This is a genomic window from Roseovarius halophilus (ex Wu et al. 2025) (assembly GCF_047086965.1).
The window spans coordinates 1-21,399 of the sequence record NZ_JBKOTX010000094.1; the positions used below are offsets into that span (position 1 = coordinate 1).

Genomic DNA, 21,399 nt, shown 5'->3' on the forward strand with positions numbered 1-21,399 from the left:
GCCCGCCGGGGCAGTGCCGGACCCCGCGCCGGAGGCGCCGGCGCATCCCCTGCCACTGGGCGCCGCGCGTGCGCAGCTGCACGAGAACTACATCGTGGCGCAGACGGAAACCGGCATGGTCATCGTGGACCAGCACGCCGCGCACGAACGGCTTGTCTACGAACGGCTCAAGCGCCAGATGGCCGAGACCGGCGTGGCGGCGCAGGCGCTGCTGATCCCCGAGATCGTGGAACTGCCGGAGGACGAGGCCGCCCGCCTGCTGGACAGCGCGGAGGCGTTGCAGCGCCTCGGCCTGCACGTGGAGCCGTTCGGCCCCGACACGATCGCCGTGCGCGAGACGCCCGCGATCCTCGGCCCCGTGGATGCGCCCGCGATGATCCGCGACATCCTCGATGAACTGGCCGAGCAGGGCGAGAGCCTGTCGTTGCAGGCACGGATCGAGGCGATCCTGAGCCGGGTGGCCTGTCACGGCTCGGTCCGGTCGGGGCGCCGGATGAGCGCGGACGAGATGAACGCGCTGCTGCGCGAAATGGAGGCGACGCCGCATTCCGGCCAGTGCAACCACGGCCGGCCCACCTATGTCGAACTGAAGCTCGACGATATCGAACGGCTGTTCGGGCGGACATGATCCGGATCGGCGGCACCACCTATTCGCTGGACGATCCGCTGGTCGTGGCCGCGCTGGCGGGCGCGGGGGCCTTTGTGCTGATCGTCGTGTTGCTGCTGCTGGCGCTGCGGGCCGCCGCGCGATCCGCCCGGCTGACCGCGCCGCTGGCGCGGCAGGTGGGTGAGCTGGGCCAGCGGGTGCAGGGGCTGAGCGACGGGCAGCAGCAGCTTGCCGGAGGGCTCAATCACGTGTCCGAAGCGCAGTCCGCCGCGCAGACGAACATGCTGCAACTGATGGAAAAGCGGCTCGCGCAGGTGTCGGGACAGATGAACGAGAACCTGCAGGGCTCGGCCCGGCGCACGGCGCAGAGCCTCGGGGAACTGCAGCAGCGGCTCCAGGCCATCGACAAGGCGCAGGAGAACATCACCAAGCTGTCGGGCGACGTGCTGTCGTTGCAGGACATCCTGAGCAACAAGCAGACGCGCGGTGCCTTCGGCGAGATCCAGCTGCATGACATCGTGTCCAAGGCGCTGCCATCGGACAGCTACAGCCTGCAGCACACGCTGACCAACGGGCGGCGCGCCGACTGCCTGATCCATCTGCCCAACCCGCCGGGCCCCATCTGCATCGACAGCAAGTTCCCGCTGGAAGCCTACGAGGCGCTGCGCAACGCGGCGACCGACCACGAGGTGAACGAGGCCGCCAAATTCCTGCGTACCAGCCTGAAGAAGCATATCCGCGACATCGCCGAGAAGTACATCCTCGACGGTGAAACCGCGGACGGGGCGTTGCTGTTCCTGCCGTCCGAGGCGGTCTATGCCGAGGTGCACGCCAATTTCCCCGAACTGGTGCGCGAGGGCTTCGCGGCCCGGGTCTGGATCGTGTCGCCCACCACCTGCATGGCCACGCTCAACACCATGCGCGCCATCCTCAAGGACGCGCGGATGCGCGAACAGGCCGGCGCGATCCGGCGCGAACTGGGGCTGCTTTTCGCCGACGTGGACAGGCTGGGCACGCGTGTCGAGAATCTTGACCGGCATTTCCACCAAGCGGCGAAGGACATCAGCGACATCAAGATTTCCGCCGACAAGGCCGGGCGCCGGGCGAAGCGGCTGGACAATTTCGATTTCGAGGAACTGGCCCCTGAAAGCGAGCCCGCGATCGTCAAGATGACCGGCGAGACCTGAGGCGCCGCGCCCATTTCCGCGATGGCGCCTGCCGGGCATTCGTGATACCTGCGGGCCATGAGCCAGATGCCGTCAAAGACCGATATCCTCAAGTGGATTTCCGATAACCCGACCCTCACCTCCAAGCGCGATATCGCCAAGGCGTTCGGCATCAAGGGGGCGGCGCGGATCGACCTCAAGCGCGCGCTGAAGGAGCTTGAGGACGAGGGCCATCTCGAAAAGCGCAAGAAGACCTATCGCGACCCCGAGAAGCTGCCGCCGGTGAGCGTGCTGCAGGTGTCGGGGCAGACGGCGGACGGCGACCTGCTGGCGCGGCCGCTGGAATGGCACGGCGAGGGGGTGGAGCCCGTCGTGATGGTCATGCCGCGCGCCAGCGACCCGGCGCTGGGCGAGGGGGACCGCATCCTTGCCCGGTTGCAGGAGGTGCGCGGCGAGGATCATCATTACGACGCGCGCCTCATCCGCCGGATCGGGACCAACCCGCGCAAGGTTCTGGGCATTTACCGCAAGGGCGAGGAGGGCGGGCGAATCCTGCCCATCGACAAGGGCGACGGCAAGGAATGGCAGGTGCCGGCCGACGCCACGGGCGGCGCGAAGGACGGTGAGCTGGTCGAGGGCGAACAGGCCGGGCCCAAGGGCCGCATGGGCCTGCCGCGGGCGCGTATCCTCGACCGGCTGGGCGATCCGACCGCCCCCAAGGCGGTGTCGCTCATCGCGATCCATCAGCACGGGATCCCGGATGATTTCCCCGACGAGGTGATTGCCGAGGCCGACCGCATGAAGCCCGCCGGGCTGAAGGGGCGCGAGGACATGCGCGACCTGCCGCTTGTCACCATCGACCCGGCAGATGCGCGGGATCACGACGACGCGGTCTGGGCGCATGCGGATGACGACCCCAGGAACGACGGCGGCCACGTGATCTGGGTGGCGATCGCGGACGTGGCGCATTACGTGACGTTCGGGTCCGCTCTGGACGCCGAGGCGCGCAAGCGCGGCAATTCCAGCTATTTCCCCGACAGGGTGGTGCCGATGCTGCCCGACCGGCTGTCGGGCGACCTGTGCAGCCTGCACGAGGGCGTGCCGCGCGCCTGCATCGCGGTGCGGATGCAGATCGACGCCCACGGCCAGAAGGTGGGGCACCGTTTCGTGCGGGGGCTGATGCGCTCGGCGGCATCGCTGAACTACCAGGAGGTGCAGGCGGCGGCCGACGGCGACCCGAACGACAAATGCGCCCCCCTGATGGACGAGGTCATCCGCCCGCTCTACGCGGCGCACGCGGCGCTGCGCCGGGCGCGCAAGGCGCGCCAGCCGCTTGACCTGGACCTGCCCGAACGCAAGGTGGAGCTGAGCGAGGCGGGCAAGGTGGTCAGCGTGAACTTCGCCGACCGGCTGGAGGCGCACAAGCTGATCGAGGAATTCATGGTGCTGGCCAACGTTGCCGCCGCCGAGACGCTGATCGCGCGCAAGTCGCCGCTGCTGTTCCGCGTCCACGAGGAGCCGCCGCCGGAGAAGCTGGACAGCCTGCGCGAGGTTGCTGAAAGCGCGGGGCTGACGTTGGCCAAGGGGCAAGTGCTCAAGACGGCGCATCTGAACGCCCTGCTGAACGCGGCGCAGGACACCGACCATGCCGAGCAGATCAACATGTCCACCCTGCGCGCGATGACGCAGGCCTATTACGCGCCGTCCAATTTCGGGCATTTCGGGCTGGCGTTGCAGGCCTATGCGCATTTCACCTCGCCGATCCGGCGCTATGCCGACCTGGTGGTGCACCGCGCGCTGATCTCGGCGCATGGCTGGGGCGATGACGGGCTGAGCCGCGCCGAAGAGGAACGCCTCGAGGGCACGGCCGAGCACATTTCCGAGACCGAGCGCCGGTCGATGACCGCCGAGCGCGACACCAACGACCGCTACCTTGCCGCCTTCCTGTCGGAACGCGTGGGCGAGGAATTCACCGGGCGGGTCAGCGGGGTGGCCCGGTTCGGGGTTTTCGTGCGGCTGGATGAAACCGGCGCCGACGGCCTGATCCCGGTGCGCAGCCTCGGGCGCGAGTTCTTCCATTTCGACGCCGACGCCGGCACGCTGATGGGCGCCGACACGGGCCTGACCATCGGGCTGGGCCAGCGCGTGACGGTACGGCTGGCCGAGGCCGCGCCGGTGACCGGCGGCCTCGCGCTGGAACTCGTGGGGATCGAGGGCGAAAAGGTGCCGCGCGGACCGTCGCGGACGCGCGGCAAGCCGCCCAAGCGCAAGATCGCCAAGGCGCGCCGCAAGACGGAAAAGGCGACCAAGAAGGTCAAGCGCAGCCGGAGGTGAGCCCGGCCGCGTCATGTCACGATCCGGGCCGTGAGGCGCGTCCTGTCCGGGTGAACGGTCCGGGTCTCGTGCCTCCCTCGTTGCGGGACAACTCCGCAGAGAGCCCTGCCAGCAGGTTCCCGCGGCTTCATTCCCGCGCTCTTGGTGTGTAGCATGTACCGCATGACACAGCAGGTCAGATTCTGCACGTCGGCGGACGGCACCCGGATCGCGTTTGCCCGGTCCGGGACGGGGCCGCCGCTGGTTCGGGTCGCGAACTGGTTCACGCATCTCGATCTCGACGGACGGAGCGCCGTTTGGCGGCACTGGTTCGATTTTCTTTCGGATGGCCGCACGCTTGTCCGCTATGATCCGCGGGGCTCCGGGCTGTCCGACCGCGATGTCGAAGACTTCTCGCTGGAGCGCTGGATCGACGACCTCGAGGCCGTGGTCGACCGCGCCGGCCTGACGCGTTTTCCGCTGATCGGGCTGTGCCAGGGCGGCGCGGTCGCCGCCGCTTATGCCGCCCGGCACCCCGACAGGGTCAGCCGTCTTGTCCTCTATGACAGCTATCCGTTCGGTGCCTTTGTGAACGGTGTGCCGGACCGGCTGGCACAAGAGGCCCGCGCCCTGGCCGAGATGATCGAGGTGGGCTGGGGCAAGAAGACCGGCGCCTTCCGCGAGATCTTCGCCAACCTTCTGATGCCCGAGGCCGGCAAGGAGGCCCTGCAATGGATCGGCGAGATGCAGCGGCGCAGCGCCTCGGCGCGCAACGCGCGCCTGATGTGGGACGCCTTCAACGGTTTCGACATCCGCGGGGTTGCCGCCGACATAACAGCGCCCACGCTGGTGTTTCACGGGCGCCGCGATGCGATGGTCCCGTTCGAGGCGGGCCGTCAGCTTGCCTCGCTCATACCGAATGCGCGGTTCGTTGCACTGGAAACCGACAACCATATCCTTTTGCCCGACGAAGACGCGTGGGATACGTTTCGTCGGGAGCTCGCCGACTTCCTCGCGCCCGAGGCCGTCGCGGACCGGGCCGCGGCTATCGCACTCGATGCGCTGACCCCGCGCGAGGCGGACGTGCTCGATGGTGTCGCGCGCGGCCTCAGCAACCGTGATCTCGCGGACCTGCTGAGGATCTCGGAAAAGACGGTTCGCAATCACATGACCACGGTTTTCTCGAAACTGGGTGTCGGGAACCGGGCGCAGGCGATCGTGCTGGCCCGTGACGCCGGCTTCGGCCGGGAGTGACAGGACCGGGACAAACGTCCCGATATCGAAATATCTGCCTCCAAAAAGATTACCGCGATAGGACCGGCGCCTTATGCGCGCAGGTCGTCGCCGCGCCATGCTTGCTGCATCGACATCTCCGCGGGGCAACACGCGTCGGGACGTGATCCGCCAACAGATGGAGCAAGAAGGGATAACCCATGAAGAACCTTATCACTGCCGCTGCCGTCGCCGCGTCCGCCGCTGCAACGCCTGCCGTCGCCCTGGTCGGCATCAGCATGAACGGCAGCCCGGCACCGACCGCGGCCTTTGACAGGCCGGGCGGCGCGAACGAGCTTGCCATGTGCGGCGTCTACAATGGCCTTTTCGGCAATTGCGCCCGTGTCGCCGGCGACCTTGGCCTGAGTGCGGACGAAGCCCGCGCCTTGGCCCGTGACTACTGGAACACCGCGCCCGCCGAACGGGCAGATTTCCTCGCCGATCTGGGCCTGTGACGCGCGGGAAGAGGCCGCCCTGCGGGCGTCGGTTCATATCCGCATGCCTTGACCCGGCCGGAACAGGGATAACAGCCATTGTTGGCGTGACCGGATGTCCGTGGGCCTCGGTCTGACCGGGGGTGGGGCCAATGCGTCATCGGCATCGGGCCGAGGCGCCTGCTTCGATCCGGCGAAGCGCCTTGCGCCAGACGCTCCGCGGCGGCGCCCGCGTCACCATGAAATTCTGCGAGCCGACCCAAAGTGTCGTCATTGGATGGCGGGCGTGATGGGTGCGCCGGTCTCAAATGTCAATACCAGGAAAGGAAAGCAGACACGCCTTCTGTCGATATTCACATCATCCGCGGCGTGTTCACGCCCGACCAGAAGCAATCCATGATCGAGAAGGTGACGGACGCCGGGCGCGGCGCGCCGTAGCGGAATGGTTGCCGGCCGCGCCGGTTCAAAGCCCCGGCCAGCACGTTCTGGCCCGGTCGGATTGCCAAACAGGGAAACCGCACGGTCAGGAACGACGGGTCAAGCCGCCTATGCCCCCCGTGCCGCCGCGGCGGCCCCGGCGGCCAGCGCCTTGAGCCCGGTGACGAGATCGGCCTCGTCGGTGTCCTCGTCGAAGGCGTGGCTGATCCCGCCGATGGAGGGCACGAACAGCATTGCCGCCGGCATCAGCCGCGACACGTTCGTCGCGTCGTGGAGCGCGCCCGAGGGCATCCGCCGCCAGCGGCCCGGCGCCGCCGTCTCGGCCCCGGTGCAGAGCGCATCGCACAGGCGGCTGTCCATCGGCACCGGCGCCAGCCCCAGCATGTCGCCGAAGGCGAGGCCCAGACCGCGTTCCTCGGCGACCTCCTGCGCGGTGTCGCGGATGATCCGCTCCATCCGGTGCAGGCGGTCGGCGTCACCGTCGCGCCACTGCATCGAGAACGTCGCGCGTCCCGGCACGATGGAATGCGCATCGGGATGCAGCCGCACGTGCCCGATGGTCCAGACCGTCCGGGGCGTGACCACGTTGCGGAACCTGTCGTTGATCCGCGCGTTGAAATCGCCCAGCCCCTGGAACGCGTCGCGGCGCAGGTGCATCGGCGTGGTGCCGGCGTGGTTCTGCTGCCCCTCGAAGGTGATGCGCATGTCGCGGATGCCGACGATATCGGTCACCACGCCCACCGCCTCGCCCGCCCGTTCCAGCCAGGGCCCCTGTTCGATGTGCATTTCGAGGAAACCGGTGAACCGGCCCGGATCGACGAACCCCCCGGCCATGGGCGCCGCCGCCTTGCGCGCCTCGGCAAGGGTGATTCCCTCCCGGTCGGTCTGGCGGTCGGCCGTGTCGAGCGCGAGGTTGCCCGACCAGATCGCGCTGCCGGTGGTCACGCCGAAGCGTCCTTCCTCGTCCTCGAAGGAGACGCATGAAACCGCCGGCCCGCCGGCTTCGCGCGCGGCGCGGGCGATCTCCAGCCCCGCGATCACGCCGAGCGCCCCGTCGAGCCAGCCGCCTTCGGGCTGGCTGTCGGAATGCGACCCGACCAGCAGGCTCTGGCCATCGGCGAGGCCGAACAGGTTGCCCACGGGGTCGGCCTGCACGCTCAGGCCGGCATCGCGCATCTTCCCGGCCAGCCAGTCGCGCGCGGCGATATCGGCGTCGGAATAGGCAGGGCGGACAACGCCCTTGCCCACGCCTGCCGCGCCGAATTCGCGCAGGCGGTGCAGGTCGGTCAGGAAACGATCGGTGTTCACGGGAATCATCTCGGGGCTCCGGTCGGTGTCACCGGCGCAGTAAACAGGGCCTTGCGGGTGATGTCACTTCACCATGCGGATATCGCGACAGGTGCCCGCGCCCCTTTCGCAGCCGCGCCGCCGTGTTGCGGATCGGAAACGCGACTGTCCCGCGGCGCCGCAAATTTGCGGAGAGGTGTCGGGATTGTCCGCCTCCGCCGGTTTCCGGTATGGTCTAGATAGGCGTGAGCAAGGAGGCACGAGATGTCAGAGACGGTCAAGTTCACGCTGAACGGCAGGGAGGTCGAGGCCGAGAAGGGCCAGACCATCTGGGAGGCGGCCCACGGGCGCGGCCTGAAGATCCCGCATCTGTGTCACAAGCCCGCGCCGGGCTACATGCCCGACGGCAACTGCCGCGCCTGCATGGTCGAGGTTGAGGGCGAGCGTACGCTTGTCGCCTCCTGCATCCGCGAGGTGGCCGAGGGCATGGTCGTGCAGACCGATACCGCCCGCGCCGAAACCTCGCGCAGGATGGTGATGGAACTGCTGCTGGCCGACCAGCCGGAACAGGCCGAATCGCATGACCGGTCGAGCCACCTGTGGGACATGGCCGAACTCAACGGCGTGACCGGCAGCCGTTTCCCGGCGATGGAGAAGGATCGCGTGCCGCGGCTTGATGACAGCCACGTGGCCATGCGCGTGAACCTTGACGCCTGCATCCAGTGCAACCTGTGTGTCCGCGCCTGCCGCGAGGTGCAGGTCAACGACGTGATCGGCATGGCCGGTCGCGGTCATGACAGTTTCCCCGTCTTCGATTTCGACGACCCGATGGGCGAGTCGACCTGCGTGGCCTGCGGCGAATGCGTACAGGCCTGCCCGACCGGCGCGCTGATGGAGGCATCCGTCGTTGACGAGGCGCAGCAGGGCGACAGCGCCGACTTCGACCGCGAGGTGGAAAGCGTCTGCCCGTTCTGCGGCGTGGGCTGCCAAGTGAGCCTGAAGGTCAAGGACGAAAAGGTGAAATACGTCGAGGGCATCAACGGCCCCGCGAACGAGGGCCGGCTCTGCGTCAAGGGGCGGTTCGGCTTCGACTACATCCACCACGACCACCGCCTGACGCGGCCGCTGATCCGGCGCGACGACGCGCCGGCCAAGGGGCTGAACGTGGACCCGGGCAACTGGCACCAGTTCTTCCGCGAGGCGGACTGGGACGAGGCGCTGGATGTGGCCGCCGGCGGGCTCAAGCGGCTGAAGGACGATCACGGCGGTGCCTCGGTCGCGGGCTTCGGCAGCGCCAAGTGCACCAACGAGGAGGCGTACCTTTTCCAGAAACTCATCCGGCAGGGGTTCGGCCACAACAACGTGGACCATTGCACGCGGCTGTGCCACGCCTCCAGCGTGGCCGCCCTGATCGAGAACGTGGGCTCGGGTGCAGTGACGGCCACCTTCAACGAGATCGAGAATGCCGACGTCGCGATCATCATCGGCGCCAACCCGATCGAGAATCACCCCGTCGCCGCCACCTACTTCAAGCAGTTCACCAAGCGCGGCGGCAAGCTGATCGTGATGGACCCGCGCGGCGTGGGGCTGCGCCGGTTCGCGACGCACATGTTGCAGTTCAAGCCGGGCGCCGATGTGTCGATGCTCAACGCGATCATGCACGTGATCGTCGAGGAAGGATTGTACGACCAGCAGTACATCGAGGCGTTCACCGAGAACTGGGAGGCCGAGAAGGCGCACCTCGCGCAGTTCGCGCCCGAGAAGATGGAAGAGCTGTGCGGTATCCCCGCCGAGACGCTGCGCGCCGTGGCCCGCGAGTTTGCCACGGCCAAGTCCGGCATGATCTTCTGGGGCATGGGGATCAGCCAGCATATCCATGGCACCGATAATTCACGCTGCCTGATCTCGCTGGCCCTGATGTGTGGCCATGTCGGCCGCCCCGGCACCGGTCTGCACCCCCTGCGCGGGCAGAACAACGTGCAGGGCGCGTCGGACGCGGGGCTGGTTCCGATGTTCCTGCCCGACTACCAAAGTGTAACCGACGACGGGGTGCGCAATGCCTTCACCGAGGTCTGGGAATCGGGCGATTTCTCGGCCGAGAAAGGACTGACCGTGACCGAGATCATGGATGCGGTGCATGCCGACCGGATCAGGGGCATGTACATCCTCGGCGAGAACCCGGCGATGTCGGACCCGGACGTGGACCATGCCCGCGACGCGCTGGGCAAGCTCGACCACCTCGTCGTGCAGGATATCTTCATCACCGAAACGGCCAACTACGCCGACGTGATCCTGCCCGCCTCGGCCTTCTTCGAGAAATCGGGCACCGTGACGAACACCAACAGGCAGGTCCAGATGGGCCGGGCCGCCGTCAGCCCGCCGGGCAACGCGCGGGAGGACTGGCAGATCACCGTCGATCTGGCCAACCGGCTCGGGCTTCGGTGGCACTATGACAGCCCGGCGGATGTCTTCGCCGAGATGAAGCTGAACATGAAGTCCTTCAACAACATCACCTGGGACCGGCTCGAGCGGGACAACGCCGTGACCTATCCCTGCACCGATCCCGACGGCCCGGGCGAGGCGGTGGTGTTCGGCGACGGCTTCCCGCGGCCAGAAGGGCGCGCGCGCTTCACCCCGGCCAGCGTGATCCCGCCCGACGACATGCCCGATGCCGAGTATCCCATGGTCCTGACCACGGGCCGGCAACTGGAGCATTGGCACACGGGCAGCATGACGCGCCGCGCCAGCGTGCTCGACGCGGTCGAGCCCGAGGCCAACTGCTCGATGCACCCCGCCACGTTGCGCAAGCTCGGGGTGGAGCCCGGCGACATGGTGCGCTTGTCGACCAAGCGCGGCTCGATCCGGATCATGGTACGCGCGGACCGGGCCATCGCGCCCGACATGGTGTTCCTGCCCTTCGCCTATGTCGAGGCCGCGGCCAACATCCTGACCAACCCGGCGATCGACCCGTACGGCAAGATCCCCGAGTTCAAGTATTCGGCCGTGAAGGTCGAGGCGCTCGACCGGTCGGTCGCCGCCGAGTGATCGCGCCGCGGGGCAGGGGCCCGGGTTTCTTCTCGGCCCCAATACCCCGGGGTGAATTGGCCGAAGGCCAAGAGGGGCGGCGCCCCTCGGGCAGGCGCCGTCAGCCCGTGACGGGGGTGCGCAGCCACAGAAGCGCGGCCAGCGCGACCAGCAGGCCCAGCCATATGACCCCGTTGATCAGGCTGGCCCGCCGGGCGCTGCGCTTCTCGAACCATGTCCGCGGTGTGATCCCGCGCAGCACCATGATGACCTGCGCGGCGAGGGTCACGCAAACCACGTTGACCGCGAGCAACAACGCCGCGTCCAGCGCCATCCGGGCATGGCCCGCGCCGAGGAACAGCCCGATGGCGGTCGTCGGCGGCAGCAGCGCGACGGCCACCATCACGCCCACCAGCGCCGATGACATCCCCGTCACCAGCGACAGTGCCGCCGCGGCGCCCGAGGCGAGGGCGATCGCCATCCCGTCGAATCCCACCTCGGCGCGCGCCCGCAACTCGGCCGATGTGGCATCGACCGGCCAGAGCTGCGCGATGACGACACCGAGCCCCAGCGCCAGCCCGAGGCCCGTCAGGCTGCTCAGGATCGCGCGGCCCATCAGCCGGCCATCCCCGAGCGCGACGCCGACGGCCAGCGCGAGGTTCGGCCCGAGAAGCGGCGCGATGACCATCGCCCCCACCACGACCGCCACGTTGTCGGCGATCATGCCGAAGGCGGCCACAACGGTCGAGAGCGTGACGAAAACCGCGTAGTTCCTGTCGGTGCGGGCCTGTTCCCAGACCTGGTTGTAGATCTCCTCGCGGGGGTGGACTGCCCGTTGCCGCCCGGCGCCTCGGCGTCCTCGTCCGCGTCCTCCTCGGTCTCGGGGAAGGGAACCGAGGTTTCGACGGGAAGCAGCGTGATTCGCCAGTCGTCATCGTCGGCCAGTCCCGCCTGCAGGGCGTCCAGTATTTCCTGGCGTTCCTGCCGTCCCACGAGGAGCGACATGGTGATGCGTCCCGCGCGGGCAAGGTCGCGATGAACGGAGATGTCGTTGGCGCCGCAATCGCGGGCCTGACGCATCAGGGCCTCGGTATCGCCCTCCCGCGCGCTGACGATGATCTGGCGCATGCCGTCAGACGGCCTTGCGCGGCCGGACGATGTGGAAGGTGCCGCTCATGTAGGTCAGCGGGCGTTGGCCGGCATCGGAAATCCCGGTCACGTTGCCGATGCAGATGGTGTGGCTGCCGTGGACATGCCGGTGATCGAGCGAACAGGTGAACGCCGTGGCCCGGGGCAGGACGGGGCCGAACTCGGTCGTGGTGAAGTCGAGGCCCTCGAAACGGTCCGGCTTGGATTCGTCCGAGCGGCCGGCGAAACACTGGGCGAGGTCGACGGCGTCCTCCGGCAGGACGTTCACGCAGAACGTGCCGTTGTCGGCAACGGCGCGCGCGATGCGGCTGTCGGCCTTGAGGCACACCAGCACCGAGGGCGGATCGGCCGACAGCGAGGTGAAGGCGCTGACCGTCGCCCCGGCCATGCCCGCCGGCCCGTCGGTCGTCACCACGGTCACCGTGGCGGCCACCTGCCGCATGGCGGCGATGAAGGCGTCGCGGGCGGCGTTCATGCGGGGCTCCGTCCGCCGGGCGGGCAGACATGTGGGAACGGGCGGTATGTCGATGCTGTCAAGGCTGTCTCCGAACGTGTTAGCGGTGCAATCGAACACGGACTGGCAGGGTCAAGGTGATCCGTCGGTCCATTGCAACATAATGATAACCTGCGACAGCGCAAAGGCGAGGGGGTGGCATTTACTTGGCCCGGACAGCGTGCTTGAACACGGGTACGTGCTGCAGACCGCCGGGGGAGCCCATGAAGATCGCCACTGCCGCCTATCCGATGGAGCCGCTGGAAAACTGGGCCGCCTATGCCGCCAAGCTGGAGGCATGGGTGGCCGATGCCGCGGGCCACGGCGCGGAGTTGCTTGTCTTTCCCGAATACGGCGCGATGGAACTGGCGACGCTGGCCGGCCCGGAAGCGGCCGCCGACCCGGAACGGTCGATGCGCGCGGTGTCGGACCGGATCAGCGCGGCGGACGCCCTGCACAGCGACCTGGCGGCGCGCTACGATGTGCACATATGCGCCGCCTCGGCCCCGATCTTCGACGCCGCGCTGGGCGCGCGGCCGGTGAACCGCGCGCGGCTTTTCGCGCCCGGTGGCGGCTGCGGGGTGCAGGACAAGCAGATCATGACACGGTTCGAGCGCGACCCGGTGGATATCGTGCCCGGCGGCCCGCTGCGCCTGTTCGACACGGCGCTGGGCCGCATCGGGATCCTGATCTGTTACGATTCCGAATTCCCCCTGCTGGGCCGGGCGCTTGCCGAGGCGGACGTGATCCTTGTGCCATCCTGCACCGAGGCGCTGTCGGGCTACTGGCGGGTCCGCATCGGTGCCATGGCCCGCGCGCTGGAAACCCAGTGCGTCACCGCGATGGCGTCGCTGGTGGGCGAGGCGCGCTGGACCGAACTGGCGGACGTGAACACCGGCACGGGCGGTGTCTTCGGCCCGCCCGATACCGGCTTCCCGGCCTCCGGGGTGCTGGCCGAGGGGCGGTTTGATGTGCCCGGCTGGACCTATGCCGAGATCGACAGGGCCGCGGTCGCGCATGTGCGGGCAGATGGCGGGGTGCTCAACCGCCGCCACTGGCAGGAGCAGGCCGGCCGCGACGGAGACGCAACAACCGAGCGCCTGCGCTGATTATTCCCTTGAAAAACGCGTCGAATGGGCGCATTTAATGCGGCGTTCCGCGATCTTGGCGGAACGGCAGATCAAGGAGAGACCATGGCCAAGGAAGATACGCTCGAATTTCCCGGTGTCGTGAAGGAACTCCTGCCCAACGCGACATTCAGGGTCGAGCTTGAAAACGGCCATGAGATCATCGCGCACACGGCAGGCAAGATGCGCAAGAACCGCATCCGTGTTCTGGCGGGGGACAAGGTGCAGGTGGAAATGACGCCCTATGACCTGACAAAGGGGCGGATCAACTATCGCTTCAAGTAAGGTGCGCCTGATCCTCGGATCGGGCAGCCCGCGCCGGCGCGACCTGCTGGCGCAGATCGGTGTCGTGGCGGATGACATCCGCCCCCCCGAGATCGACGAGACCCCCCGCAAAGGTGAATTGCCGCGCCCATACTGCGCGCGCATGGCGCGCGAGAAGGCGCAGGCGGTCCGGGCGGAAACGGATGACATCGTGCTGTCGGCCGATACCACCGTGGCGCTGGGCCGGCGCATCCTTGGCAAGCCGGAAAGCGCGGGCGAGGCGGCGGAATTCCTGCTGGCCATGTCGGGCCGCCGGCACCGGGTCGTCACGGCCGTCGCGGTGCGCCGGGGCGCGCGGCTGTGGGAGCGTGACGTGGTCACCGCGGTGAAGATGAAACGGCTCTCGGACGAGGAGCTTAATTTCTACCTCGCGACGGAGGACTGGCGCGGCAAGGCGGGCGGCTACGGCATTCAGGGGCCGGCGGGCGCGCTGATCCCGTGGATCGAGGGTTCGTTCACCGCGGTGGTGGGCCTGCCGCTTTGCGAGACGGCGGGAGTGCTGCAGGCGGCGGGCTATCCGCTGTGGAAGGTGGATACATGAAGGGACGGCAGATCGTGCTGGATCACCTGAACGGGGCGGATGCCGCCGCGCTGATGGTGGACGGGCAACTTGAGGACCTGTTCCTCGACAGCGACGCGCCCCGGCCCGGCGCGATCTACCGCGCCATCGCCGACCGGCCGGTCAAGGGGCAGGGCGGGATGTTCCTGCGCACGCCTGACGGCCCGGCCTTCTTGCGGCAGGTCAAGGGCTTAGCCCCGGGCGACCGGCTGCTTGTGCAGGTGACGGGCTATGCCGAGCCGGGCAAGGCCCTGCCGGTGACATTGAAGCTGCTGTTCAAGAGCCGCCATGCCATCGTCACGCCCGGTGCGCCCGGGCTGAACGTCTCGCGCCGGATCCGCGACGAGGCGGTGCGCGACACGCTGCTGGAGATCGGGCACGAGGCGATGGCGGGATGCGGCATGGGGCTGATCCTGCGGTCCTCCTGCGCGGGCGCGGCGGAGGCGGACATTGCCGACGATATCGCCGCGATGCGCGAGCTTGCGCAAAAGGTGATGGCCGATGATGCGGGCGAGGCCGAGAAGCTGACCGAGGGCGACGGCCCGCACGACCTTGCCTGGCGTGAATGGACCGATCCCGCCGAGGTCGAGACCCGGCCCGGCGGCTTCGAGCGGCTGGGCGTGCGCGACGCGATCGAGGCGTTGCAACGGCCCGATGTGGCGCTCAAGGGCGGTGGTCGCGTCTTCATCGAACCCACGCGCGCCCTCGTCGCGGTCGACGTGAACACGGCCGGGGACACGTCCCCCGCGGCGGGGCTCAAGGCCAACCTTGCGGCGGCGCGCGACCTGCCCCGGCAGTTGCGGCTGCGCGGGCTCGGCGGGCAGATCACGCTGGACCTCGCCCCGATGACCAAGAAGGACCGGCGGCAGGTCGAGACGGCGCTGCGCGCGGCCTTCCGGGCCGACCTGACCGAGACGGCGCTCGTCGGCTGGACCCCGCTGGGCCATTACGAATTGCAGCGCAAGCGCGATCGCGTGGCGCTGAGCGAGGTGCTGACATGAAATGCCCGATCTGTGGCAAGCCCGCCGTGGCGCGCGTTCGCCCGTTCTGTTCGGCTCGCTGCGCGGATGTGGACCTCGGGAAGTGGCTGGGCGGATCTTATGCCGTGCCGTCACAGGCGCCGGAAGATATCGAGAAAGCGCTGGACGAGGCGGAGCGTGCCCGCCGCGATGACGACACCGGGCCGGAGGACGACCGGTACCACTGAAAATTTTGCCGAACCCTCTGGACACCCCGCCGGACCTCGCCTAGAACGCGCCCACCCGAACGCCGAGGCGTTCCCCGTGCCCGGGTAGCTCAGGGGTAGAGCAGTGGATTGAAAATCCTCGTGTCGGTGGTTCGATTCCGCCCCCGGGCACCACTCCTTCAGCTCAGACGAGATTAAACGTGGGCCTGTCACGCTCCAGTGCCGTGTCGGCTGCGCGTCTGGGCCGCCTTCCGTTCGAATGTGACAGGGCTTCAACATTGGCCTGCCACTGAACTTTCATCCGTTTGGAACCGGAGCCCGTTGGCGTGATACGCTGATTGGCGCAGGTCGAGCAAGCTACATCCACGCGGGGCTTTTTGATGCAGCAGTGCGGCGGTCGGTTGCGCCCGGGTGCCCTGCGAGGACGGTCTTGAACCGTAAGGAATGGTAAAGAACAGCGGCATTGCGGCGCGGATCGGTTGGCGGCCGCTGCGCTCGCCCGGCGGGCCGTTCTTGTTGGCCGCGACAAGGCGGGGTCTACGGTGCGCGCGCGCACCCTTCCCCGGCCTGAGCTGGCCCCGCGCCGCCAGAAGCGCCCGGATACGCGCGTTCTGGACGGAGGTTTCGCACCGTTCCGTGCCGAACCGCGCGATATAGATGTCGAAGAGCGGTCCTTTCAGCCGCGCGTACTCATCCTGCATCGCCGGCGGCCTCGGCGCGACATGCACGAAGTCCAGCCGCTCCGGCAGGCCGCGTGCCCGCGCAGATGTCAACGCCGGTGACATGGGCCGCGCCGTGGTATTCCAACATCAGCGTGTCCGTATGATGTAATAGAGGACGTGTTGCGGTTCTTGCCGGGGGCGGGATCAGCGGTGCCCGTGAACCGGCGCCCATCGTCCCCGCGGCATTGACAAAAAACGATCCTTTCTCGCAGCATTGACGGGGAAAAACAGAGGCATGTGCCATGGCCCGCCGATTGCCTTCGCTCAACCAGCTGCGTGCCTTCGAGGCGGCCGCGCGGCATGGCAGTTTCAAACGGGGCGCGGCCGAGCTTTGCGTCACGCAGGCCGCGGTGAGCCATCAGGTGAAGGGGCTGGAGGCGGCGCTGGGCGTGCAATTGTTTCATCGCGCAACGCGCAAGGTCTGGCTCACGCAGGATGGTCAGCGCCTGCTGGCGCCCCTGACCGCCGCGCTGGACGAGATCGAGACGGCCGTCCTCGACGCCACCGGGACCCGGATGACAGGCGAGATCAGCCTGACCGCCGCGCCGTTTTACGGCAATCGTTTCCTCATGTCCCGGCTGCCGCGGTTCCATGCCGCTCAACCGGGGCTGACGGTCGGGCTCTCGTTGTCCTTCGCCGAGGAGGATCTGGCGCAGGCGGGGCTGGACGGGGCGGTGCGCTACGGTGCGGGGAACTGGCCGGGGCTGACGGGCTGGCTGATCCATCGTGACCGGATCGGGCCGGTCTGCGCGCCGCCGCTGCTGGACGGGGCGGCCCTGCCGCGGACCCCCGCCAGCATCGCGTGGATGCCACTGGCCACCACGACCAGCTGGGCCGGGGAATGGCAGGAATGGTTCGCGGCCGCCGGGTACGTGCCGGACGGTCCGCTGCACCTGACCGAGTATGACAGCCGCGCCCTTGCGTTCGATGCGGCGCTGTCGGGCAATGCCGTCTGCCTTGCCGATATACGCCTGACGGCGGCCGCCGAGGCGTCGGGCAGTTTGCGGCGGCTGCACCCCGTGGTGGCGGAGCGGCCGCAGGGTATTCACGTGGTCTACCCGGCCGGGCGACGTCCCGATCCTCGCGTGGCGGCTTTTGCCGACTGGCTGCGCGCGGAAGCGGCCGGGGTCGCGGCGGAAGCGGCCTTATAAATGCGGGTGCATTGAAACACGGGGCGCCGGCGGCGGCCTCAGCCGCGTTCGACCAGAACCGACCCCACGGAGTAGCCCGCCCCGAAGGAGCAGATCAGCCCGGTATCGCCCGGCTTCAGGTCGTCGGAGAACTTGGAAAAGGCGATGATCGACCCGGCCGACGACGTGTTGGCATAGTCCTGCAGGATGTTGGGCTGTTCGTCCGCTGTCGGCGTGCGGCCCATCACCTTGCGGCCGATGAAATCGTTCATCGTCTTGTTGGCCTGATGCAGCCAGAGCCGCCTGAGCCGCGCGGGATCGACGGCCTCGTCGGCCATGTGCGCGGCGATATGCGCCGAGACGAGCGGCAGCACGTCCTTGAACACCTTGCGCCCTTCCTGCATGAACAGCATGTCGCGCCGGTCGGCCATGTGCCCGTCGCGTGTGCGCCGCAGGAACCCGTCATTGTTGCGGATATTGTTGGAAAACCGCGTGGCGCAGCGCGTTGAGCGGACACGGAAATGCGCGCCCTGCGCGTCCTCGGCCCGTTCCATCACCAGCGCGGTGCAGACATCGCCGAAGATGAAATGGCAGTCCCGGTCGCGCCATTCGAGATGGGCCGAGCATATCTCGGGGCTGACCACCAGCGCGCGCCGGACGCTGCCCGCCCGGATCATGTCGGCCGCCGCCTGGATGCCGAACGTGGCCGACGAACAGGCCACGTTCATGTCAAAGGCGAAGCCCCCCGCGCCGAGGTGTTCCTGTATCTCGATCGCCACGGCCGGGTAGGGGCGTTCATGGTTCGAGGCCGCGCAGATCACCAGGTCGACATCGGCGGCATCGCGCCCGGCCTGCCGCAGCGCGGTCGCGCAGGCGTCGAGCGCCATTTCCGTCATGATTCCCGGTTCGTCGTCGTCGCGCGCGCGCAGCCGCGGGTGCATCACGTCGGGGTCAAGGATACCGGTCTTGTCCATCACGTGGCGCTGCTCGATCCCCGAGGCGTTGACGATGAACCCGGTGGAGGAAGGCGCCTTGGCCGCGACCCGCCCCGCGGCGATGGCGCTGGCGTTCTCGGCGTTGAACCGTTCGGCATGGCTGTTGAAGGCCGTCACCAGTTCCTCGTTGGTGATGACGTCTTCGGGGGTATAGACACCGGACCCGGTAATTGCCGGCTGGTACATGGGCGCGCTCCTTCTGGCTGGTACCAGATCAGCCCATGTCGACCCGCCGGTCAATGACGACGGTGCGTCGTTACCGCGGCGTCAATTGACAAGGTTCGGCGGTGTTTCGTCATCGAAGAAGGCGCGCAGGTTCTCGACCGCCATCATGCCCATCGCCTCGCGCACCTCCAGCGCCGCGGTGCCCAGATGCGGCAGCAGCGTCACGTTCTCCATGCCGCACAGCGCCTGCGGCACCTGTGGTTCATGTTCGTAGACATCCAGCCCCGCGCCCGCGATCTCGCCCCGTTTCAACGCATCGACAAGCGCGCGCTCGTCCACCACGTCGCCGCGCGCGATATTGACGAAATGGCCATGCGGGCGCATCGCGTGGAAGAAGGGCGCGCCGATCAGATGGTGCGTTTCCGGGCCGCCCGGCACCGCCACGACCACGATATCGGCACCGCCCGCGAGCTCGTCCAGCGTTTCGACCTGCCGCGCGTCGATATCCACCTGCTTGGGCGACCGGTTGTGGTAGATCACCCGCATCCCGAAGCCGTGGTGGCAGCGCCGCGCGATGGCCTGCCCGATGCGCCCCATGCCCACGATGCCCACGGTCTTGCCCGTCATGTGCAGGCCCAGCATCTGGGTGGGGGTCCAGCCCGTCCATCCGCCGGCGCGCACCAGCCGCTCGCCCTCGCCGGCGCGCCGGGCGCTCATCAGCATCAGGGTGAGCGCGATATCGGCGGTGGCGTCCGTCACCGCGCCGGGCGTGTTTGTCACCGCGATGCCCGCGGCGCGGGCGGCGGCTGCGTCGATGTGGTTGTACCCGACCCCGAAATTGGCAAGGATCCGGCAGCGCGAGCTCTCGCTCCCCTCGAAAACCTCGGCCGAGAACATGTCGCCCAGCGTCGGCAGAACCCCGTCGTAGAGCGCCAGCGCCGCGCGCATCTGCCCGGTCTTCATCGGGGCGGGGTCGTCGCGGACCTCGACGTCGAAATCGGCGCGCGCGGCCTCGATCACGCGCTCGGGAAGGGGGCGGGTCAGCAGTATCCGTTTCAATGCAGTCGCTCTCCGGCCGGAACATCCTTGTCGGGCGATACCAGAACGATATCGCCGTTGCCATCGCTGACGCCCAGCACCAGCACCTCGGACATGAACTTGCCGATCTGGCGCGGCGGGAAGTTGACGACGGCCATGACCTGCCGCCCGATCAGGGCGTCGGGGTCGTAATGCGCGGTGATCTGGGCCGAGGTCTTCTTCTCCCCGATCGCGGGGCCGAAATCGATCCACAGCTTGATGGCCGGCCGGCGCGCCTCGGGGAAGGGCTCGGCGCGGGTCACGCGCCCGGCGCGGATATCCACCTTGAGGAAGTCGTCGATCCCGATCTCGTCAGCCATCGCGCAGCTCCCTCGACCGGTCGGCGGCGGCCGCCACAGTGCGCCGGATCAGCGGCGGCAGGCCGGTCTCCGCGTCCATCAGCACGTCCAGTCCGGCCTGCGTGGTGCCGTTCGGGCTGGTCACGTTCCGGCGCAGCTCCGACGGTGTCTCGGCCGCGTTCTCGGCCAGCGCGCCGGCCCCGGCCACGGTGGCCTTGGCAAGCTGCATCGCCAGCTCGGGCGCAAGACCCTGCGCCTCGCCCGCGCGGGCCATGCACTCGATCATGTGAAAGACATAGGCCGGCCCGGACCCCGACACCCCGGTGACGGCGTCCATCTGGTCCTCGCTGTCCAGCCGCACCACCTGCCCGACGGCCCGCAGCAGCCCCTCGGCAAGGTCCAGCTGCGCGGCGGTGGCACGGGGGTTGCCGATGATCGCGGTGATGCCGCGGCCCACGGCGGCGGGCGTGTTGGGCATGGCGCGGATGATCGGGCTCTTCTGGCCCAGCACCGTCTCGAAGGCGGCGATGGGCGTGCCGGCCGCCACCGAGACGAAAAGCGTGTCGCCATTGCCCATCCGGGCGATCGCGGGCAAGGCCTCGCCCATCATCTGCGGTTTCACGGCGATCAGCACGATCGCCGGCGCGGCGGGCAGGTCGGCGTTGATGTGCACGCCCGTGCGCTTGAGCCAGTCCGACGGCTTCGGCTCGATCACCCAGACCGACCCGGAGGGCAGGCCGTCCTTCAGCCAGCCTTCCAGCATGGCCGACCCCATCTTGCCGCAGCCCAGCAGAACCAGCCCGGCCTCGGCCACATGCTCCATGTCCATTGCCTGTCTCCCGTCGTATCGCGTCGCGGCACCAGTGTTACGCCCCGCCGCGGGGCGGGGCAATGGGGGACACCGGCCGCCACGCGCGCCGGGCGGGAAATTTCCCGGCGACACGCCGTGCCCACCGGCCCCGCTCAGCCCCGACGGCGCATCTCCGCAAGCTGGCGCGCGCCCTTCTCGGCCAGCGGGCCGGTGCCGTCCTTCCAGCGCCGGTGGATCCAGAACCACTGGTCCATGCGCTGCCGCACCTGCCGCTCCAGCCGGTCGTTGACGTCCTGTGTCATCGTCACCGGGTCGCTGTGGCGCACCGGCGATTCGACCTCGATGTGGAAATCCAGCCCGTTCCCGTCGCGGATGCCCCATGTGGGCACCAGCGGCGCATCGAATTTCAGCGCCAGCTCGGCCGCCGTGAGCGGCGACAGCGCCGGCTTGCCGAAGAAATCGAGCGGCACGCCGTCATGCGCGTTGAGATCCGTCAGGATCGCCAGAACCCCGCCGCCGCGCAGGTGCTTGACCATCTGCATCATCCCGCGCCGGCCCTGTTCGAACATGGGCTGCGACAGCGCGCCCATCGCGGCGGTATAGCGCCGGTTGAACCACTCGTTGGCCATCGGGCGGTAAAAGACGCCCATCTCGAACCCCTGCTCGATCATCGCCACGCGCGCGGCGTTGAAATTGCCGAAATGCCCGGTCACGAAAATCATCCATCGGTGCCCACCAGCTTCACGGTCCCGGCCTCGACCGCCTCGGGGCGCTCGGTCGTGTCCCGCATCACCAGGACCGGCTTGCCGAGCGAGGGCGCC

At 68.4% G+C, this 21,399-nt stretch carries 22 protein-coding genes, 1 tRNA gene and 2 pseudogenes; 13 read left to right on the forward strand and 12 right to left on the reverse strand.

The features are described 5' to 3' along the window. From ACH107_RS17985 to ACH107_RS18005, 5 genes and pseudogenes are all read left to right on the forward strand, one after another. Nucleotides 1-628: pseudogene (locus ACH107_RS17985) on the forward strand (DNA mismatch repair protein MutL); the annotation flags it as partial. Further along, nucleotides 625-1,794, forward strand: coding sequence for a DNA recombination protein RmuC (locus ACH107_RS17990; RefSeq protein WP_412507002.1), 1,170 nt, complete (start codon nucleotides 625-627; stop codon nucleotides 1,792-1,794). The pseudogene ACH107_RS17985 and the gene ACH107_RS17990, both read left to right, overlap by 4 nt. Nucleotides 1,795-1,851: 57 nt before the next feature. Beyond that, complete coding sequence (gene rnr, locus ACH107_RS17995) at nucleotides 1,852-4,107, forward strand: ribonuclease R (RefSeq protein WP_412507003.1); 2,256 nt, start codon at nucleotides 1,852-1,854, stop codon at nucleotides 4,105-4,107. 162 nt (nucleotides 4,108-4,269) lie between these two features. Next, nucleotides 4,270-5,340, forward strand: coding sequence for an alpha/beta fold hydrolase (locus ACH107_RS18000; protein WP_412507004.1), 1,071 nt, complete (start codon nucleotides 4,270-4,272; stop codon nucleotides 5,338-5,340). Nucleotides 5,341-5,519: 179 nt separating this feature from the next. Further along, on the forward strand, nucleotides 5,520-5,813 hold the full coding sequence (locus ACH107_RS18005; protein WP_412507005.1) for a hypothetical protein: 294 nt from the start codon (nucleotides 5,520-5,522) through the stop codon (nucleotides 5,811-5,813). A gap of 332 nt (nucleotides 5,814-6,145) precedes the next feature. Here ACH107_RS18005 and ACH107_RS18010 read toward each other — a convergent pair whose 3' ends face one another. Together ACH107_RS18010 and ACH107_RS18015 are read right to left on the reverse strand one after the other, a co-directional pair. Then, complete coding sequence (locus ACH107_RS18010; RefSeq protein ID WP_412507006.1) at nucleotides 6,146-6,298, reverse strand: hypothetical protein; 153 nt, start codon at nucleotides 6,296-6,298, stop codon at nucleotides 6,146-6,148. A 40-nt stretch (nucleotides 6,299-6,338) separates the two neighbouring features. Beyond that, complete coding sequence (locus tag ACH107_RS18015; RefSeq protein WP_412507007.1) at nucleotides 6,339-7,547, reverse strand: Zn-dependent hydrolase; 1,209 nt, start codon at nucleotides 7,545-7,547, stop codon at nucleotides 6,339-6,341. Nucleotides 7,548-7,781: 234 nt separating this feature from the next. Between ACH107_RS18015 and fdhF the strand changes: the two genes are divergently transcribed. Continuing rightward, on the forward strand, nucleotides 7,782-10,562 hold the full coding sequence (gene fdhF / locus ACH107_RS18020; RefSeq protein WP_412507008.1) for a formate dehydrogenase subunit alpha: 2,781 nt from the start codon (nucleotides 7,782-7,784) through the stop codon (nucleotides 10,560-10,562). 100 nt (nucleotides 10,563-10,662) lie between these two features. Here fdhF and ACH107_RS18025 read toward each other — a convergent pair whose 3' ends face one another. From ACH107_RS18025 to ACH107_RS18035, 3 genes are read right to left on the reverse strand one after another with little or no spacing between them, the layout of a single operon-like run. After that, nucleotides 10,663-11,352, reverse strand: a complete 690-nt coding sequence (locus ACH107_RS18025) for a TIGR00341 family protein (RefSeq protein WP_412507022.1) — start codon at nucleotides 11,350-11,352, stop codon at nucleotides 10,663-10,665. Further along, a complete protein-coding gene (locus ACH107_RS18030) occupies nucleotides 11,262-11,669 on the reverse strand; it encodes a hypothetical protein (protein ID WP_412507009.1) in 408 nt (135 codons plus the stop codon). The genes ACH107_RS18025 and ACH107_RS18030 overlap by 91 nt, the downstream gene beginning before the upstream one ends. 4 nt (nucleotides 11,670-11,673) lie before the next feature. After that, on the reverse strand, nucleotides 11,674-12,165 hold the full coding sequence (locus ACH107_RS18035) for a flavin reductase family protein (RefSeq protein WP_412507010.1): 492 nt from the start codon (nucleotides 12,163-12,165) through the stop codon (nucleotides 11,674-11,676). Between the two features lie 242 nt (nucleotides 12,166-12,407). Between ACH107_RS18035 and ACH107_RS18040 the strand changes: the two genes are divergently transcribed. From ACH107_RS18040 to ACH107_RS18065, 6 genes are all read left to right on the forward strand, one after another. Beyond that, nucleotides 12,408-13,292, forward strand: a complete 885-nt coding sequence (locus ACH107_RS18040) for a carbon-nitrogen hydrolase family protein (RefSeq protein ID WP_412507011.1) — start codon at nucleotides 12,408-12,410, stop codon at nucleotides 13,290-13,292. Nucleotides 13,293-13,376: 84 nt separating this feature from the next. Next, nucleotides 13,377-13,595 (forward strand): translation initiation factor IF-1, encoded by a 219-nt coding sequence (gene infA / locus ACH107_RS18045; protein WP_005978431.1) that lies wholly within the window; start codon nucleotides 13,377-13,379, stop codon nucleotides 13,593-13,595. Nucleotide 13,596: 1 nt separating this feature from the next. Further along, nucleotides 13,597-14,175: a Maf family protein gene (locus ACH107_RS18050; protein ID WP_412507012.1), complete on the forward strand. Its 579-nt coding sequence runs from the start codon at nucleotides 13,597-13,599 to the stop codon at nucleotides 14,173-14,175. Further along, nucleotides 14,172-15,194 (forward strand): ribonuclease E/G, encoded by a 1,023-nt coding sequence (locus ACH107_RS18055; protein WP_412507013.1) that lies wholly within the window; start codon nucleotides 14,172-14,174, stop codon nucleotides 15,192-15,194. The genes ACH107_RS18050 and ACH107_RS18055 overlap by 4 nt, the downstream gene beginning before the upstream one ends. Beyond that, nucleotides 15,191-15,400, forward strand: coding sequence for a DNA gyrase inhibitor YacG (locus ACH107_RS18060; protein ID WP_412507014.1), 210 nt, complete (start codon nucleotides 15,191-15,193; stop codon nucleotides 15,398-15,400). Before ACH107_RS18055 ends, ACH107_RS18060 begins: the two co-directional genes overlap by 4 nt. Before the next feature lie 78 nt (nucleotides 15,401-15,478). After that, nucleotides 15,479-15,553 (forward strand) — tRNA-Phe (locus ACH107_RS18065). 98 nt (nucleotides 15,554-15,651) lie between these two features. On the opposite strand, the gene ACH107_RS18070 is transcribed toward ACH107_RS18065, so the two are convergent. Next, on the reverse strand, nucleotides 15,652-16,107 hold the full coding sequence (locus tag ACH107_RS18070; protein ID WP_412507015.1) for a hypothetical protein: 456 nt from the start codon (nucleotides 16,105-16,107) through the stop codon (nucleotides 15,652-15,654). 236 nt (nucleotides 16,108-16,343) lie between these two features. On the opposite strand from ACH107_RS18070, the gene ACH107_RS18075 reads away from it, so the two are divergent. Then, entirely contained in the window at nucleotides 16,344-17,252 is a 909-nt protein-coding gene (locus ACH107_RS18075; protein WP_412507016.1) for a LysR substrate-binding domain-containing protein, read from the forward strand. Between the two features lie 38 nt (nucleotides 17,253-17,290). Here ACH107_RS18075 and ACH107_RS18080 read toward each other — a convergent pair whose 3' ends face one another. The 6 genes and pseudogenes from ACH107_RS18080 to ACH107_RS18105 all read right to left on the reverse strand — a co-directional run. Continuing rightward, on the reverse strand, nucleotides 17,291-18,412 hold the full coding sequence (locus tag ACH107_RS18080; RefSeq protein ID WP_412507017.1) for a beta-ketoacyl-ACP synthase III: 1,122 nt from the start codon (nucleotides 18,410-18,412) through the stop codon (nucleotides 17,291-17,293). A gap of 81 nt (nucleotides 18,413-18,493) precedes the next feature. Further along, a complete protein-coding gene (locus ACH107_RS18085) occupies nucleotides 18,494-19,450 on the reverse strand; it encodes a 2-hydroxyacid dehydrogenase (protein WP_412507018.1) in 957 nt (318 codons plus the stop codon). Beyond that, entirely contained in the window at nucleotides 19,447-19,788 is a 342-nt protein-coding gene (locus tag ACH107_RS18090) for a tRNA-binding protein (RefSeq protein WP_412507019.1), read from the reverse strand. The genes ACH107_RS18085 and ACH107_RS18090 overlap by 4 nt, the downstream gene beginning before the upstream one ends. Further along, nucleotides 19,781-20,596, reverse strand: coding sequence for a pyrroline-5-carboxylate reductase (gene proC, locus ACH107_RS18095; RefSeq protein WP_412507020.1), 816 nt, complete (start codon nucleotides 20,594-20,596; stop codon nucleotides 19,781-19,783). Before proC ends, ACH107_RS18090 begins: the two co-directional genes overlap by 8 nt. Before the next feature lie 134 nt (nucleotides 20,597-20,730). Continuing rightward, complete coding sequence (locus tag ACH107_RS18100; RefSeq protein ID WP_412507021.1) at nucleotides 20,731-21,300, reverse strand: lysophospholipid acyltransferase family protein; 570 nt, start codon at nucleotides 21,298-21,300, stop codon at nucleotides 20,731-20,733. Between the two features lie 2 nt (nucleotides 21,301-21,302). Continuing rightward, nucleotides 21,303-21,399, reverse strand: a pseudogene (locus ACH107_RS18105) (UDP-N-acetylglucosamine 2-epimerase); the annotation flags it as partial.

What these genes read in the sequence shown, in the direction of transcription:
- ACH107_RS17990 (WP_412507002.1), top strand. Translation starts at nt 625, where the DNA reads ATGATCCGGATCGGCGGCACCACCTATTCGCTGGACGATCCGCTGGTC.
- rnr (WP_412507003.1), top strand. Translation starts at nt 1,852, where the DNA reads ATGAGCCAGATGCCGTCAAAGACCGATATCCTCAAGTGGATTTCCGAT.
- ACH107_RS18000 (WP_412507004.1), top strand. Translation starts at nt 4,270, where the DNA reads ATGACACAGCAGGTCAGATTCTGCACGTCGGCGGACGGCACCCGGATC.
- ACH107_RS18005 (WP_412507005.1), top strand. Translation starts at nt 5,520, where the DNA reads ATGAAGAACCTTATCACTGCCGCTGCCGTCGCCGCGTCCGCCGCTGCA.
- ACH107_RS18015 (WP_412507007.1), bottom strand. Translation starts at nt 7,547, where the DNA reads ATGATTCCCGTGAACACCGATCGTTTCCTGACCGACCTGCACCGCCTG.
- fdhF (WP_412507008.1), top strand. Translation starts at nt 7,782, where the DNA reads ATGTCAGAGACGGTCAAGTTCACGCTGAACGGCAGGGAGGTCGAGGCC.
- ACH107_RS18030 (WP_412507009.1), bottom strand. Translation starts at nt 11,669, where the DNA reads ATGCGCCAGATCATCGTCAGCGCGCGGGAGGGCGATACCGAGGCCCTG.
- ACH107_RS18035 (WP_412507010.1), bottom strand. Translation starts at nt 12,165, where the DNA reads ATGAACGCCGCCCGCGACGCCTTCATCGCCGCCATGCGGCAGGTGGCC.
- ACH107_RS18040 (WP_412507011.1), top strand. Translation starts at nt 12,408, where the DNA reads ATGAAGATCGCCACTGCCGCCTATCCGATGGAGCCGCTGGAAAACTGG.
- infA (WP_005978431.1), top strand. Translation starts at nt 13,377, where the DNA reads ATGGCCAAGGAAGATACGCTCGAATTTCCCGGTGTCGTGAAGGAACTC.
- ACH107_RS18055 (WP_412507013.1), top strand. Translation starts at nt 14,172, where the DNA reads ATGAAGGGACGGCAGATCGTGCTGGATCACCTGAACGGGGCGGATGCC.
- ACH107_RS18060 (WP_412507014.1), top strand. Translation starts at nt 15,191, where the DNA reads ATGAAATGCCCGATCTGTGGCAAGCCCGCCGTGGCGCGCGTTCGCCCG.
- ACH107_RS18075 (WP_412507016.1), top strand. Translation starts at nt 16,344, where the DNA reads ATGGCCCGCCGATTGCCTTCGCTCAACCAGCTGCGTGCCTTCGAGGCG.
- ACH107_RS18080 (WP_412507017.1), bottom strand. Translation starts at nt 18,412, where the DNA reads ATGTACCAGCCGGCAATTACCGGGTCCGGTGTCTATACCCCCGAAGAC.
- ACH107_RS18090 (WP_412507019.1), bottom strand. Translation starts at nt 19,788, where the DNA reads ATGGCTGACGAGATCGGGATCGACGACTTCCTCAAGGTGGATATCCGC.
- proC (WP_412507020.1), bottom strand. Translation starts at nt 20,596, where the DNA reads ATGGACATGGAGCATGTGGCCGAGGCCGGGCTGGTTCTGCTGGGCTGC.
- ACH107_RS18100 (WP_412507021.1), bottom strand. Translation starts at nt 21,300, where the DNA reads ATGATTTTCGTGACCGGGCATTTCGGCAATTTCAACGCCGCGCGCGTG.